This is a genomic window from Amycolatopsis australiensis (genome assembly GCF_900119165.1).
Lineage (GTDB): Bacteria > Actinomycetota > Actinomycetes > Mycobacteriales > Pseudonocardiaceae > Amycolatopsis > Amycolatopsis australiensis.
This window is the reverse complement of record NZ_FPJG01000006.1, coordinates 3924568-3939570: the sequence shown is the minus strand read 5'-3', so window position 1 is coordinate 3939570 and position 15003 is coordinate 3924568. Positions and strand designations below refer to the sequence as shown.

15 protein-coding genes are annotated in these 15003 nt (G+C 71.9%); 7 read left to right on the top strand and 8 right to left on the bottom strand.

Translation table 11 applies throughout. The annotated features are described in order from the left end of the window. Positions 1-108: 108 nt before the first annotated feature. From BT341_RS19700 to BT341_RS19690, 3 genes are all read right to left on the bottom strand, one after another. The gene (locus BT341_RS19700; protein ID WP_072477694.1) at positions 109-816 is read right to left on the bottom strand and encodes a type 1 glutamine amidotransferase domain-containing protein; all 708 of its coding nucleotides are present in this window, start codon (positions 814-816) and stop codon (positions 109-111) included. A 31-nt stretch (positions 817-847) separates the two neighbouring features. Further along, positions 848-1804: an acetoacetate decarboxylase family protein gene (locus BT341_RS19695; RefSeq protein ID WP_072477693.1), complete on the bottom strand. Its 957-nt coding sequence runs from the start codon at positions 1802-1804 to the stop codon at positions 848-850. A 64-nt stretch (positions 1805-1868) separates the two neighbouring features. Next, positions 1869-2405 (bottom strand): TetR/AcrR family transcriptional regulator, encoded by a 537-nt coding sequence (locus BT341_RS19690; protein WP_245805033.1) that lies wholly within the window; start codon positions 2403-2405, stop codon positions 1869-1871. Positions 2406-2527: 122 nt separating this feature from the next. Between BT341_RS19690 and BT341_RS46555 the strand changes: the two genes are divergently transcribed. Further along, positions 2528-2692, top strand: a complete 165-nt coding sequence (locus BT341_RS46555; RefSeq protein ID WP_245805032.1) for a hypothetical protein — start codon at positions 2528-2530, stop codon at positions 2690-2692. Positions 2693-2709: 17 nt separating this feature from the next. Beyond that, positions 2710-3813, top strand: coding sequence for an oxidoreductase (locus tag BT341_RS19685; RefSeq protein WP_245805031.1), 1104 nt, complete (start codon positions 2710-2712; stop codon positions 3811-3813). A 40-nt stretch (positions 3814-3853) separates the two neighbouring features. Here the strand turns inward: BT341_RS19685 and BT341_RS19680 are convergent, their stop codons facing one another. Then, on the bottom strand, positions 3854-4699 hold the full coding sequence (locus BT341_RS19680; RefSeq protein ID WP_072477691.1) for an ABC transporter permease: 846 nt from the start codon (positions 4697-4699) through the stop codon (positions 3854-3856). Next, on the bottom strand, positions 4696-5682 hold the full coding sequence (locus BT341_RS19675; RefSeq protein ID WP_245805030.1) for an ATP-binding cassette domain-containing protein: 987 nt from the start codon (positions 5680-5682) through the stop codon (positions 4696-4698). Before BT341_RS19675 ends, BT341_RS19680 begins: the two co-directional genes overlap by 4 nt. Positions 5683-5823: 141 nt before the next feature. Between BT341_RS19675 and BT341_RS19670 the strand changes: the two genes are divergently transcribed. The 4 genes from BT341_RS19670 (at position 5824) to BT341_RS45430 (ending at position 9635) form a co-directional block, all read left to right on the top strand. Further along, positions 5824-7035, top strand: a complete 1212-nt coding sequence (locus BT341_RS19670; protein ID WP_072477689.1) for a macrolide family glycosyltransferase — start codon at positions 5824-5826, stop codon at positions 7033-7035. A gap of 124 nt (positions 7036-7159) precedes the next feature. Further along, a complete protein-coding gene (locus BT341_RS19665; protein ID WP_084743237.1) occupies positions 7160-8266 on the top strand; it encodes a cytochrome P450 in 1107 nt (368 codons plus the stop codon). A 346-nt stretch (positions 8267-8612) separates the two neighbouring features. Continuing rightward, positions 8613-9296 carry a helix-turn-helix transcriptional regulator gene (locus BT341_RS19660; protein WP_084742936.1) on the top strand — a complete coding sequence of 228 codons (684 nt, stop codon included), beginning with the start codon at positions 8613-8615 and terminating at the stop codon, positions 9294-9296. A gap of 192 nt (positions 9297-9488) precedes the next feature. Then, positions 9489-9635: a hypothetical protein gene (locus tag BT341_RS45430; protein ID WP_177328859.1), complete on the top strand. Its 147-nt coding sequence runs from the start codon at positions 9489-9491 to the stop codon at positions 9633-9635. 416 nt (positions 9636-10051) lie between these two features. Here BT341_RS45430 and BT341_RS19655 read toward each other — a convergent pair whose 3' ends face one another. Both BT341_RS19655 and BT341_RS19650 read right to left on the bottom strand, forming a co-directional pair. Beyond that, positions 10052-11110 carry a ketoacyl-ACP synthase III family protein gene (locus BT341_RS19655; RefSeq protein ID WP_072477688.1) on the bottom strand — a complete coding sequence of 353 codons (1059 nt, stop codon included), beginning with the start codon at positions 11108-11110 and terminating at the stop codon, positions 10052-10054. Beyond that, entirely contained in the window at positions 11107-12312 is a 1206-nt protein-coding gene (locus BT341_RS19650) for a macrolide family glycosyltransferase (RefSeq protein WP_177328858.1), read from the bottom strand. The genes BT341_RS19655 and BT341_RS19650 overlap by 4 nt, the downstream gene beginning before the upstream one ends. A gap of 214 nt (positions 12313-12526) precedes the next feature. Between BT341_RS19650 and BT341_RS19645 the strand changes: the two genes are divergently transcribed. Then, positions 12527-13717, top strand: a complete 1191-nt coding sequence (locus tag BT341_RS19645) for an aminotransferase class I/II-fold pyridoxal phosphate-dependent enzyme (protein ID WP_072477687.1) — start codon at positions 12527-12529, stop codon at positions 13715-13717. A 26-nt stretch (positions 13718-13743) separates the two neighbouring features. Here the strand turns inward: BT341_RS19645 and BT341_RS19640 are convergent, their stop codons facing one another. Further along, the gene (locus BT341_RS19640; RefSeq protein ID WP_072477686.1) at positions 13744-15000 is read right to left on the bottom strand and encodes an activator-dependent family glycosyltransferase; all 1257 of its coding nucleotides are present in this window, start codon (positions 14998-15000) and stop codon (positions 13744-13746) included. Between the last annotated feature and the right edge of the window lie 3 nt (positions 15001-15003).

Sequence of the window (15003 nt, the reverse complement as noted above, 5' to 3'; positions counted from 1 at the left end):
CGCCCGCCGGGGATCATGCGGCCCTCTTCGGACGGGACGTCGCGACCCGCGGGTGCGCATCGGTCGCCGCGTTCTTCGCGACTCTGTTCGCGGGGCGGGAAGGCCGGGCTACTCCTGCCCGGTGACGTCGGCGATGATGCGGCGAGCGAGCGCGGCCGAAGAGCCGGGGTTCTGCCCGGTGTAGAGGTTGCGGTCGACGACCACTTTGGACTTCAGGGGCAGCCCGGCCGTGTAGTTCGCGCCCGCCTCCTTGAGCCGGTCCTCCAGCAGCCACTCGGCTTTCCACGCGAACGGGTTGAGCCTTTCCTCCACATTGGACAGACCGGTCATCGTGTACCCGGCGAACGGCCAGCTGCCGTCCGGGTTCGCCGCGGCCAGCGCTGCCGCCGGGGCGTGGCACAGCAGCGCCACGGGGCGGCCGGAAGCCAGCCGCTCGGTCAGCAGCGCCCCCGAGGTCGCGTCCACGGCGAGGTCCTCCATCGGGCCGTGGCCGCCGGAGTAGAACACGACGTCGAAGTCGCCGGGATCCATTGCGGACAGGTTCGCCGGCTTCCGGAGAACGGGGGCGAGCCGGTCGAGTTCGGCTCTGAGCTTCTTGGCGGTGTGGGGCAGCACGCCGCCTTTGAGGCCGAGGCTGAGCTGGTCGACGACCGGCTCACGGCCACCGGGAGTGGCGAGCGTGACCTCCCAGCCGGCGTCGGTGAACAACGTGTACGGGACGACGAACTCCTCGGCCCAGAACCCGGTCGGGTGCTCGGTGCCGTCCTTGAGCGTCCAGACGCGCGCGGCCGAGAGAACCTGCAGAACCCTGATCATCGTGCCTCCTCGCAGTTGTGGTCCGACGTCGTCAGGACGCGCCGGCGACCGAGTACGGGACCGGCATGTGCAGCGCCAGCTGCCCCTCGGTGATCACGTCCAGGTGGACGGGCCGGGTCGGATCGAGCGACCGCAGGTCCTCGCTCATGCGCCCCCGGCCGAGCGTCAGGTCGACGTGGCGGGGAAAGGACACGCTGCCGGCGGCGAGGACGTTCGTCTGGCTCAGCGTCGAGTGCCAGGCGCCGTTGATCCTCGTGTAGGAGGTGAGGGTCGAGACCCGCTCGCCGGAAGGCCGGCGGGTCTGGCGCGGGGTGGCCACCGACAGGGCCAAGTCGGTCTCGCCGGCGGCGCCGGTGACGCGCGCGGCGGTCCGGTCGGCGGTGACGTCGACGTCGACGCCGGTGACCCACTTGGGGAAGCCGTAGCCGTCGTGGCCGCGGACCTGCGCGATGTCGGTACTGACCGGCAGCGACAGCACGTAGGAGCCGAGGTGGTCGTTCTTCAACGCCGCGAGCAGGTCCACGACCCCGAGCCCTCGGTGCCGGGCGGGCCTGACCGCGACGCCGACGGCGGCCTCGGTGTAGAAGTCGATGTCGCACACGTCGTACCGGAAGAACATCACCGAAACCAGGCCGAGCCCCGGCGCGACCTCCAGCGGTGCCAGCTCCCCGGGCAGGCGGCCGCGGATCGCCCGCGACCGGGCGAGCATGGTCAGCCGCGCCGAGGACATGCGGTAGTAGAAGTTCGGCGTCAGGGTCGGGCCGATCAGCAAGTCGACCTTCGTCTTGGGCAGACGGCGGAAGAAGTCCACGCCGGGCACGCGTGGATCGCGGGCGACCTCGTCGAGGTCGGTGGCCATCCGGAAGCGGTCGTACAAACCGCCCTTCGGCACCGCCACGAGACGATCGCCCAGGTCGACCCGGACCGTGTCGGCGGACCGGTCACCTCGTCCGGTTCCCACTGGGATCTGCTGGCCGGTCGGTGACATCGGCACTCCCTCGCGATGCATGTTTACGGTGCTCACATCACGGTAGGCGCTGATGTAAGCACTGTCAACACGACGGTGGGCGAGGCCGGGCCGTGAAGATCGCGACGAAGGATTCACGCACCCGATCCGCGACGTCCCCGGTCGACGCGCCGGTCAGCTTGCCGTCGAGGTACAGGCAGGCCAGACCGTGCACCAGACCCCATCCCGCGGTGGCCAGCGCGGCCGGGTCGGCGTCGGGGAACACGCCGGAGACCGCAGCGGCCAGCAGCTCGTGCACCTCGGCCGCGGCGCGGACACGGGCATCACTCGTGTCGTCACAGGGATTGCCGAACATCAGCCGGAACAGTGCCGGCCGGCGCAGCGCGAAGTCGACGTAGGCGACACCCAGCTCGGCCAGATCGGCCACCGTGACCGGCCGGCCGCCACTCCGCAGCAGGTCGGCCTTCAGGTCGCGCAGCCCCTCGGCGGCCAAGGCCGACTCGAGCGCGTCCCGGTCGGCGAAGTGCCGGTAAGGAGCCGTCGGCGAGACGCCCGCCTCCCGGGCGATGGCCCGCAGCGAGAACGGCTCGCCCTGCTCGAGCAGCCGCATCGCGATCCTCATCAGCGTCGCCCGCAGGTCGCCGTGATGGTAAGCACCCTTACCGGATGTTGACACCGCTTACATCCCCTCCTACCGTCATGTGAGCACTGTAAACATACCGCATCGACCGAAGGAACCCCGCGATGACTTCGCCGCTGTTCACCCCGCTGCCCTTGGCCGGCGGATCAGTCCTCCCGAACCGGCTCGTCAAGGCAGCCATGGAGGAGAACATGGCCGATGCCGGGCAGCTGCCCGGCGAGCGCATCCGGCGGCTCTATGCCCGCTGGAGCGCGGGCGGACCGGGCTGATCATCACCGGAAACGTGATGGTGCACGCCGAAGCGCTCACCGGTCCCGCGGGCATCGTCCTGGACGAACACTCGCCCCTCGAGCCGTTCCGCGCATGGGCCGGCGCGGCCAAGAGCGGTGGTTCGCGGGTGTGGATGCAGATCAACCACCCGGGCCGGCAGATCATGGCGGACATGCCCGGCGTCGCCTGGGGCCCGTCGGCGATCAAGGTCGATCTCGGCAGGCAGAGCAAACGGCTCGCCCGGCCGACGGCCATGACCGCCGAGCAGATCGCGCAGACCGTGCCGCGGTTCGCCGAAACCTCCCGTCGCGCCGAGGAAGCCGGGTTCGACGGTGTCGAGATCCACGCCGCGCACGGCTACCTGCTCTCCCAGTTCCTCTCCCCGCTGGTCAACACCCGCACCGACCGGTGGGGCGGCAGCCTGGACAACCGGGCACGGCTGCTGCTGGAGGTCGTGCGTGCCGTGCGCGACGGCGTGTCCCCCGCGTTCGCCGTCGCGGTGAAGCTGAACTCGGCCGACTTCCAGCGCGGCGGCTTCGACGCCGCCGACGCCGGCCGGGTCATCGAGATGCTGGCCCCGCTCGGCGTCGACGTCGTCGAGCTCTCCGGCGGCAGCTACGAAAGCCCGGCCATGTCCGGTCGCGCCGCCGACGCGCGCACCCAAGCCCGCGAAGCCTATTTCCTCACCCTGGCCGAGGAACTCGCGCGGACCAGCCCGCTGCCGCTGATGCTGACCGGCGGCATCGTCCGCCGGCCGGTCGCTGAACGGGTCCTGGCCGGCGGCATCGACCTGGTCGGGATGGGCACCGCCCTGGCGGTCGATCCCGACCTGCCGGCCAAGTGGCGCCGCGGCCAGGACGCCGCGGTCGACCTCGCCCCGATCCCCCTCGAAGACAAGGCCGTGGCCTCGGCCGCGGGGATGGCGCGCGTCCGACGGCAGCTGCGACGCCTGGGCGCGGGCCGCCCGACGCGACCGCGCACCGACCCGAAGCTCGCCCTGGTCAAGGAAAGTCTGCTGCAGCGCCGTGCCCTGCGCCGCTACCGGCGGTGGCTGCGCAACCGGACCCGGACCACCTCGCCTGCCGGTCGGCGCTCCCGGGGCGTCGGCCAGGTCCGGTGAGCGCGCCGGGAATCCGCGGCAAGGCGGCCACGCCCAGCAGTCAGGCGGACCGGCGGAAACCCCGCGTCGCGGCGATCGCGCCGGTCAAGCCGATCAGGGCCGCCGCGCCCAGTGCGGCCAGGCCGCCCGTGCCCACCGGGTGGCCCAGCGCCAGGTTGCGGGACGCGTCGACCGAGTACGTCAGCGGGTTCACCGTCGCCACCGCGCGCAGCCACGCCGGCAGCGACGAGAGCGGGACGTACGCCGAGGACGCGAACATCAGCGGGAACATCACCATCGACGTCACCCCCTGCATCACCTCGACGTTGGTGATCCAGACGCCGATCGCCATGAACATCCAGCTCAGCGACCAGCCGACCGCGATGCACATCAGCCACGCCCACAGCACACCGGTGAAGCCGCCGCCCGGTGAGAAGCCGAACAGCGTCGCCGCCAGCACCAGCATGATCGCCAGCTGCAGCGCGTGCCGGACGACGTCGGCGAGGCTGCGCGCCACCAGCACCGACGCCGACGCGATCGGCAGCGTGCGGAACCGGGCCACCACGCCGTTGCGCATGTCGTCGAGCAGGCCGACGCCCGACTGCAGCGCCACCGAAAGCGAGCCCATCACCAGCACCGCGGGCATCAGGTAGTCGATGTAGGACACCCCCGCCGGGAAGGAGGCGGTGCCGGCCAGGCTCGCGAACACCTGGCTGAACAGGATCAGCACGATCAGCGGCTGCAGCAGCCCCAGCAGCACGAGCGCCCGGGAGGCCACGACCGCCCGCAGCGAGCGGCCGGTGAGGATGAGGATCTGCATCGGCACGCTGGTGCCGCGCCACGGGCCGCCTGCCGGCCGGGGCGCGGTGGCGGAGTCCGAAGCGGACAGTGCGGTCGGTGCGCTCATGGCGTCAGTGCCTCTCGGTGGCCGGCTGCGGGGACGTCCGGCCGGGACCCGGCGGACAGCGCGAGGTAGACGTCGTCGAGGCGCGGGTCGACCAGGGCCAGCTCGACCGGCTCGATCGCGGCTTCGTCGAGCACCCGGACCACGCGCGCGAGATCGGTGGACTTCTCGACCGGGACGGTCAGCACCAGCCCGGCCTGTTCGTCCACTCCGGACATGCGCGGGACCATTCCGGCGCGACGCACCGCTTCTTCGGCCCGCCCGGAGTCGGCCGCGCCGGCCAGCGTCACGGTGACCGTGCGCTTGCCGACCTGTGCCTTGAGCGAGGCCGCGGTGCCGGCGGCGATCACCTTGCCCTGCGCGAGCACGACGATCTTGTCGGCGAGCCGGTCGGCTTCGTCGAGCATCTGCGTGGTGAGCAGCACGGTCGAGCCGTCGCGCACGAGCTGCTCCACGATCTCCCACATCGCGATCCGGGCGGCCGGGTCCAGCCCGGTCGTCGGCTCGTCGAGGAAGATGACGTCGGGGTAGCCGACCAGGCTGGCGGCCAGGTCGAGCCGCCGCCGCATGCCGCCGGAGTACGTCTTCGCCGGCCGGGCGGCCGCCTCGCGCAGGCCGAACGCGGTCAGCAGCTCGTCGGCGCGCGCCTTGGCCGCCTTGGTGGAGGCGCCGAGCAGGCGGGCGATCAGGATCAGGTTGCGGAAACCGGAAAGCTGCTCGTCCACCGACGCGAACTGGCCGGTGAGCCCGATGCGGCTGCGCAGCGCCACGGCGTCGCGCTGCACGTCGAGCCCGGCGACCCTGGCCCGGCCGGAGGTCGGCGCCACCAGGGTGGTCAGGACGTTGACCAAAGTGGTCTTCCCGGCGCCGTTGTGGCCCAGCAGCCCGCACACGGTGCCGCGCGGGACCTGCAGGCTGACGTCGTCGAGCGCGCGGACCTTGCCGAAGCTCTTGGTGACTGCCTCGACCTCGACGAAGTGGGTCACGACCGCTTCCTTCCGCTGCGCCGGATCGGACATCCCTACAGGTAGCACAGGGTGAATCCGGCTTCCCCGGCTCGCGCCGGGACCCGAGGGGATCGCCTAGACATGGTTGACTGGCCGCCGGGCCCGACTAGCTTTCGAAGCATGTCTCCCCAGGCGGGCAGCCACATCGCCGTCCTCAGCTATCCGGCACACGGGCACGTCAACCCGACGCTGCCGGTGGCGGCCGAGCTCGTCCGGCGCGGCCACCGGGTCAGCTACGTCGTCGCCGGGCAGTTCGCCGCCGCCGTGCGCGAAACCGGCGCCACCGTGCTGCCCTACGAGTCGCACGTGCCGAAGTCGTGGGACACCGTGGCGATTCCCGAGAAGATCACCGGTGACGTCGTCGCCGAGGCCGGGCTCGCGCAGGCGCTGGAAGGGTTCGCGCCGCTGCCGGCCGCGCTCGGCGCGTTCGGCGACGACCGTCCCGACGTGTTCCTCTACGACGCCTTCGGGTATCCCACCGGGCGCCTGCTGGCGCGGAAGTGGGAAATCCCGGCCGTGCTGCTGTGCTCGACGTTCGTGGCGAACGAGCGGTTCTCGCCGTACGCCGCGATGGCGGGCAAGGTGCCCGCGCCCGACCCGGACCACCCCGCGCTGGCGAAGGCCGCGGCGGTGGTCGGGGACGCGCTCGCCGAGCACCTGCCGGGCACGTCGGCGGCCGAGTTCGCGGAAGCCCGCGAGGACACCAAGCTCGTGTTCCTGCCGCGCGAGTTCCAGCCCGGCGGCGACACCTTCGACGACGGGTTCGCGTTCGTGGGGCCCTGCCTTGGCGACCGCGCGGGCGGCTGGAGCCCGCCCGACGGCCGGCCGGTGCTGCTGATCGCCATGGGCAGCTTCGGCTACCACCGCCAGCGCGAGTTCTTCACCGCCTGCCTCGAGGCGTTCGCCGGGTCGCCGTGGCACGTCGTCATGACGATCGGCCGCCTCGTCCGGGCCGGCGAGCTGGGCCCGGTGCCGCGGAACTTCGAGCTGCACCCGTGGGTGCCGCAGCCGGCCGTGCTGCGGCGGGCGAGCGCGTTCGTTTCGCACGCGGGGATGGGCAGCACCATGGAGTCGCTCGCGCTCGGCGTCCCGCCGGTGGTCGTGCCGCGCACGCTGGAGCAGGAGATCGTCGCCGACCGGGTCACCGAGCTCGGCCTCGGCGTCCGCGTCGACCCGGCCGGTGTGACCGCCGAGGCGCTGCGGGCGGCCGTCACCGGCCTGGCCGCGGACGCGACCGCCCGCGCGAACGTGGCCCGGATGCGCGAGCACATCACCGGCGCCGGGGGCGCGGCGGCGGCCGCGGACCGCGTCGAGGCCCGCCTGACCGCCTGAGAACCGTGGGAGTGAATGCGACGTGGACACCACCGCGCCGGGCACCGACGTGCCCACCGACCTGACCACCGCGCCGGAGATCGCCCCGGACGGCGGGGCCGCCCTGCTCGCCTGGCTCGGGAAGATGCGGGCGGACACGCCGGTGTGGCAGGACGGAACCGGCGCCTGGCACGTGTTCCGGTCCGCCGACGTGCGCCGCGTCAGCACCGACGCGCAGCTGTTCTCTTCGGACACGACCCGCCTGACCTCACCGGGCGACCAGGCACCGCCCGGCACCCTGCTCGTCATCGACCCGCCCGAGCACCGCAAGCTGCGCCGCCTGGTCAGCCAGGCGTTCACGCCCAAGGTGGTCGCGGACCTGGCGCCCCGGATCACCGAGGTCACCCGGGAGCTGCTGGCCGCCGTCGAGCCGGACGCGACGGAGTTCGACCTGGTCGACGTCCTGGCCTACCCGCTGCCGGTGATCGTCATCGCGGAGCTGCTCGGCGTGCCGTCGGCGGACCGCGCGCTGTTCCGGCGCTGGGCCGAGGCCCTGATGGCGCTGCAGGTCGACGACCCGAGCACCGGCGAGCAGCTCGCCGTCGCCATCGAAGAGATGGAGGCGTACCTCAACGCGCAGATCCGCGACCGGCGTGCCCGGCCCCGCGAGGACCTGCTGACCCGGCTGGTCGAGTCGTCGATCGACGGGGAACGGCTCACCGACGAAGAAGTCGGCAACTTCACCGCGCTGCTGCTGCTCGCCGGGCACGTCACCACCACCATGCTGCTGGGCAACGTGCTGCTCTGCCTCGAGGACGCGCCCGGCGGCTACGAGCGGGTCCGGGCCGACCCGTCGGCGGTGGAGCCGCTGCTGGAGGAGGTCCTGCGGCTGCGGCCGCCGTTCCCCCGGGTGGTCCGGGTGACCACCGCCGACGCCGAGGTGGCCGGCACGGTGATCCCGGCCGATTCGCTGGTCTGGGCGTGGGTGGTGTCGGCGAACCACGACGAGCGCGAGTTCCCGGACCCGGAACGGTTCGACGTGCGCCGCAAGCCGAACACGCACGCCGCCTTCGGGCACGGCATCCACTTCTGCCTGGGCGCGCCGCTGGCGCGGCTGGAAGGCCGGATCGCGCTGGACCTGCTGTTCGAGCGGTTCGAGCACCTGCGGGTCGCGCCGGGCGCCCAGGTCCCGTTCCACGCCGGCGGCGTGTACGGCGTCCAGCGGCTCCCGGTGACCACCCGCCCCCGCTGACCTCGCGGGCGGCCCGCTACCGAAGGGTGGCCCGGGGGTGCCGTACCTGCGGTCGGGCGGACCACAGTGTTAGCCCCCAACCCCCGCACCGGCATTGACGGGTCATACCCGGTTGGCTAGCGTACGAGACGTCGTTTGGTTTGTTTCCAACGAAACGAACCGGAGCGGCACTGTGCGGGTGGACTCGAGGACCGTCTGGGGAGGGCTCGAGGTTTCCGCTGGGGTGGTGTGAAGCTCCATCCGGACAGTCGCCGCGGGGCCCTTTGGATGGGGAAGCTTCAGGGTCGTCGCTGTTCGTCGTTGGACAATGCCGAAAAATGCAGAACGATCCTGGGGGTTCGATCTCATGAACACGCGTGTCGATTCCATCGCGGAGCGGCCTGCCGCCGCGCCGCCCGCTTCGCCCGCCGCCGAAAGAAATCCCGGCGTCCCCTTCGACCTGTCCGACGTCTGCATCGCCAATCTGGGGCCAGATCTGCGGGTGACCGAAGCCAATGGCGACTTTCTCCGGCAGCTGGGCCGTACTTCGTCCGACGTTTTCGGACAGAGCTTTGTGGACTTCGTGCACCCGAGCGCCAAGCAGTTCACGCTGCAGCAGCTGGCGCGGCTGAACGAAGGGCGGCGCGACCGCTTCAGCGCGCGCCTGGTCGGCGTGCGGCCGGCGCAGCCGGTGCTCTCGGGCGGGCTGACCGGCATCGCGGTCCGCAGCCAGTCCGGGCAGGTGACCACGATCGTCGTGCTGATCAAGCCGGACCGCGCCGCGGAGGCCCCGCGGCCGGCGATCGAGAAGAACAAGCTCCTCAGCGAGCTGGACGCGAAGGTGCTCGAAGGCGTCGCCGCGGGCATCTCGACCGTGCAGCTGGCTTCCAAGCTCTATCTGAGCAGGCAGGGCATCGAGTACCACGTCGGCGCGATGCTGCGGCAGTTCAAGTCGCCGAACCGCTCGGCGCTGGTCTCGAAGGCGTACTCGCAGGGCATCCTCTGCATCGGCCAGTGGCCGCCGAAGGTGACCCCGCAGTACATCCGCTGACCGCTTCCCGGCGACGGCGAAAACCAGTCCGAACGTGGGTAGCGCAGGGTGCGCCGAACCGCACCCTGCGCTATCCTGCGAAGACCGGCGTCGATTTCCGCGGCGCCGGAACCGGTTCCTTTCGAACCACCGGCCTAAAGTGGCCACGGGGAGCCTGTTGAACAGTGTTCGGTGCCAAGAAAGGATGACGAAGTGGGCGTGTTCGGGAAAAAGGAAGACGATTCCAAGAAGAAGCCGGCGGACTCCAAGGCGGACAACGCCAAGGCCGACGACGAAAAGAACCGCAAGCGCCGCAGCCGCCTTTTGGGCGGCGCGTACGGCGGCGGCAGCGGCGGCTGAGCCGGCACTGCGCTGAACCCGCGAGTCGGGTGGGACGAGGGTTGCCTCGGACCACCCGATTCGTCTTTTTCACCTCGGTTCGGGCGGTACGGGTGAGCGGCGGCGCGCTTCGGGCGAGATACTGTTGGTGAGTTTCAACCCGCTTGGACGGGATTCGCTCCCAGTCAGTGGGAACGCGGCCGGGCGACCGGACCGAGCCAAGTGGCCCGAGGCCCACGCAGCCGGGCGGCCGGACCAGCCAGAGATGGCCCGGGGCCCACACAGCCAGGCGACCGGACCGAGCCAAGTGGCCCGAGGCCCACGCAGCCGGGCGGCCGGACCAGCCAAAGGCGCCAAAGGCGCCACAGGCCCCACACAGCCAGGCGGCCGGACCCGACCAAAGGTGCCTCGGAGCCCGCCCGGCCCGCCACCGGACCTCAGCGGCTGCTCGGCCGCACCGGCTCCGCCCAGGGCGGGATCTCCAGGACCTCCACCACCGCGCCCGCCACGCTCACCCCCGGCGCGATCCCCACCATCAGCACGTGGTCGCCCGGCTCCAGCTGCCCGGTGCCCAGCATGTGCGCCAGCGAGGCCACCTGGTCGCTCGCCCCCAGATGGCCCAGGCCGCGGCCGAAGTCCCAGTTGGACTTCTCCAGCGGGATGCCCAGCATCGTCAGCAGGCCGTCCTCCACGTACTGGCGGGAGCCGTGGTTGTAGGCGATGCGGCTCACCCCGTCCAGCCCGATGCCCGCCTCCGCCAGCACCCGGTCGATCAGCTCCGACCGGGTCTTGAGCAGGTTCAGCCCGCTGTGCAGCATCGTGTCGCGGTGCTCGAAGCCGAAGAAGTCGATGCGCTCGGCGAAGTCCATGAACCGGCCCACCGTCGCTCCCGGCGGGAACATCGGCTCGTCGCCGCGGTGCATCCCCTCCAGCTCCGGGACCGTGATCGAGCTCGCCGACTTCAACCTCGCGAAGCCGGGCTTCGTGGTCAGCACCACCGCCGTCGCGGCGTCGCCGATGATGAAGTCCGGGCGCAGGCAGCGCCAGCGGTTCACCAGCGGGGACGTCGAATTGTCCGACGCCACCGTCATCGCCGTGCCGCCGCCGCGGGCGATCAGGTACGTCGCCGCCAGCTCCAGCGCCCCGAACATGCCGTTGCAGCCCTGCCGCAGCTGGGCCGCCAGCAGGTCGCCGCCCACCAGGTGCCGCTGCAGCCAGAACTGCGGGAACCAGCCGTCCGGGCCGGAGTGGTAGTTGTCGGCGTAGAGCAGCACGTCCAGCGACTCGGGGTCGACGTCCGCGCGGGCCACGGCCTGCTGCCCCGCCCACAGCGCCATGTCCGGCGCCGGCGTCTCGCCGGCGCACGCCGCGCCGGTCAGCCCGGTCCTCTCGGCGTCCTCGGCCGTCAGCCACCCCTGCTCGATCGCGTACCCGACGCCGGTCGTCTCCGGCACGTACGTGCCGATCCCGCTCAGGTAGACCTCCGGCAGCTTCACCGCACCGCCCCTTCCAGCCACGACTCGACGGCGTCGGCCGCGCGCGTCTCCCCGCCCGCCTGCCGGACCTGCTCGCTCATCCACCGGACCCGGCGGCCGACCACGGGATCCGCGGCGGTCTCGGTGACGGCGTCGAGCAGCTCCCGCTCGGTGACGCCGGTCCGGGACACCACGCGGCCCAGGTCCAGCTCGGCGATCCGGGCGGCGGTCACCACCTGGTCGCTCTGCGACGGCGTCACCACCATCGGCACGCCGTAGTGCAGGCTCTCCATGGTGCTGCCGAGCCCGCCGTGGGTGACGAAGACCTTCGTGTGCGGCAGCAGCGCCGCGTGCGCGACGAACGGGTGCGCCTCGACGTTGGGCGGCAACGGCCCCAGCTCGGCCGGGTCGACCCAGCGGCCGAGCGTCAGCACGACGTGCCACGGCTGCCCGGTGAACGCGCGCACGCACTTGCGGAAGAACCCGGTCTGCTCCCGGCTGCGCGAGGTGCCCAGCGAGATCAGCACGACCGGCAGCCCGTCCGCCGGCGGCGCCCACTCCCCCGCCGGCCCGGACCGGTCGAAGCACGGCCCGACGAACGCGAACCGGTCGTCGAACGTCTCGCCGCGGATCTGGAACGCCTTCGGCAGGTAGACGAGGTGGTAGCCGGCGTCCCCGCTGGTGTCCACATCGGACAGCCCGTGCTCGGCCAGCAGCCGCTCCGCCTCCTCGACGAACGCGGCGAGCCCGGGATCGTCCAGGTCCGGCGGCGGGCCGGCGTCTTCGGCGGCCTGCGCCGCGTTCATCGCGAAGTGCTCGTTGGAGGCGAACTCCGGGCACGACTGCACGGTGGGCACCGACCACTTGCGCGCCAGCAGCCGCGCCGTCTCGGACGCCGCGAGGTCGTGCACGACCAAGTCCGGCGGGTCGCCGGCGAACCGCCGCACGGCGGACGGCAGCGGCGCGAGCCCCTCGGCCATGAACGCCAGCATGGCCCGCAGCGCGTAGCCGTCCGAACCGGAGTCACCCAGCCCGGTCGCCCACGGGAACGTCGAGGTGTAGGGCAGCACTTCGGCCCCGGTCGCGGCGACCTCGGCGGCGAACTCGTCGACCACGGCGAACGTGACCCGGTGGCCGCGGCGCACCAGCTCGGCCACGACCGGCAGGACCGGCGCGACGTGGGCGTACGCGGGAAAGCTGAAGACGGCGATGTGCCTGCTCACCACCGCATCGTCCGGCACCGGGACCGCCACGCGAACCGGTACGCGGTGACGACTAGGGGCTTTCACAGTGTTCGCTGACAAAACCGGTCACCGGCGGGCGCCGTCCCTATCCTGCAGACGACGCATCGAGGGGGAACTCAACAACCGTTGGAAAGCAACGAAAAGCACGTCGCCGCGGGTAAGGGCAGTCCGCGACCCCTGGGGAAGGACCTTCATGAAGAAGAGCGTTGACGACCTGGCCCTGTTCGGCGGCCCGATGGCCTTCGAGAAGACCTTGGTGGTGGGGAAGCCGAGCACCGGCGACCGGGCGAAGTTCTACGAGCGGCTCGAACTGGCCCTCGACAGCGGACGGCTCACCAGCGGCGGCCCGCTGGTCAAGGAGTTCGAGGCCAGGATCGCCGACCACGCCGGCACCAGGCACTGCGTCGCCACCTGCAACGGGACGATCGCGCTCGAGGTGATGGCCCGCGCGGCCGGGCTCACCGGCGAGGTCATCATGCCGTCGATGACCTACGTCGCCACCGCCCACGCGATGCGCTACCTGGGCCTGACGCCGGTCTTCTGCGACCTGGACCCGACGACCGGCTGCATCGACCCCGAGCAGGTCGAGAACCTCATCACCGACCGCACGAGCGCGCTGGTCGGCGTGCACCTGTGGGGGCAGCCCGCCGCGATCCAGGAACTGGAGAAGATCGCCGAGGTGCACAGCCTCACGCTCTTCTTCGACGCCGCGCACGGTATCGGCTGCAGCTTCGGCCCGAAGCCGCTCGGCGGGTTCGGGCAGGCGGAGATGTTCAGCTTCCACGCGGCGAAGGTCGTCACGACGTTCGAGGGCGGCGCGATCGTGACCGACGACGACGAGTTCGCCCAGCGCGCCCGCTACACGCACAACTTCGGCTGGGGCGAAGAGCACGTCACGGAGTTCGCCGGCACCAACGCCAAGATGAGCGAGGCGTCAGCGGCGATGGGGCTCACCTCGCTCGACGCGCTGCCGGCCACCATCGCGGCCAACCGCGCCCACTACGAGCTGTACGCCGGCGCGCTGGACGGGCTCCCCGGCCTGGAGATGCACCGCTACGACGAGGAGCACCGCAACAGCTACCAGTACAACGTCGTCAAGGTCGACGAGGCGGAGTGCGGCCTGTCCCGCGACGCGATCCTCGGCCTGCTGCGGGCGGACAACGTGCTGGCCCAGCGCTACTTCTCGCCGTGCGTGCACGAGTGCGAGCCGTACCGGACCGAGCGGCCGGTCTCGCTGCCGGCCACCGACGCGTTCTCGCGGCGCGTGCTGACGCTGCCGACCGGGCCGTCGGTCACGAGCGAGCAGGCGGCCGAAGTCGCGGCCCTGGTGGCTTTCGCCGTCGAGCACGCGCCCGAGATCCGCCGCCGCCTCGCCACGCGCTGAGGACGTCGCGAGCGGGAAACAGCGTGCTAACCCTGTTTCCCGCTCACGACCAGCCGCTCCAGGTCCGCCACCAGCTCGTGCGGGGTCGGCTGGGCGAGGGCGAGGTCGCGCAGCCGGGCCGCGTTGGCCCGGAACTCCGGTTCCCCGACCAGTCTCGCCACCGCCGTGCGGAGGCCGGCGGCGGTGAAGCCGTTGTGGGTGAACAGCAGTCCGGCGCCCTGGTCGGCCAGCCGCTGGGCGCGCAGCAGGTGGTCGGCGATCGGCGTGGTGACCGTCAGCTGGGGCACGCCCGCCACCAGGGCCGCGCCGTAGCTGCCGAACCCGCCGTGGTGCACGATCGCCGCGCAGGTCGGCAGTACCGTGTGCAAGGCGACCGACTCGACGACGCGGACGTTGGCCGGCACCTCGCCGAGGGCCGTCCGCTGCGCGGGCACCAGCGCCGCGACCACTTCGACGTCCAAAGAGGACAGTGCGGCGAGGATCTCCGGGATCGAGACGTAGTCGCCGCCGAACGCGTCGGTGTTGGACGCGCCCAGTGTCAGGCACACCCGGGGCCGCGCGGGCGGGGTGCGCAGCCAGTCCCAGACCACCGCCCGGCCGTTGTACGGCACGTGCCGCACCGGCAGCCGCCGGACGCCGGAGCCGGCGCCCAGCGGCTCCGGCAGCGGGTCGATCGTCGCCTGGCCGGTGACCAGCTCCTCGGCGAAGTCCACGCCGTACGGGCGGCCGGTCAGCTCCAGCCAGTCGTACAGCGGGTCTTCCCGCCGCTCCGGCGGCTGCGCGGCCATCAGCTGCAGGAACGTCCGGCGCATGGCGCACCAGACGTCGGCCCAGCACAGCTGCCGGACGTGCGCGGCGCCGCAGGCCTTCGCCGCGATCGCGCCGGCGTAGGTGAGCGCGTCCCAGACGACCAGGTCGGGGCGCCAGTCGCGCGCGTGCGCGACCAGGTCCGCGACCATCTCGTCGTTGTAGATGGAGAACCCGGCCCACACCGTGAACGTGTAGCGCGCGTGGATCGCTTCCCAGGTGTGCGACGCCGGATCGGTGTCGTTCCAGTTCGCGATGTCGGCTTCCTGGGCGTCGCGGTTCTGCTTCATGCCCTCGTGCATCGTGTTGTCCGCGCCCACCGGCACCGCGGTCAGCCCGGTGCCGGTGATGACGTCGGTGAACCCCGGCGAGCTCGCCACCCGCACCTCGTGCCCGGCCGCGACGAGCGCCCACGCCGTGGGCACCATGCAGTACAGGTGGGACTTCTCGTCGAGCGTCACGAACAACACGCGCACGGG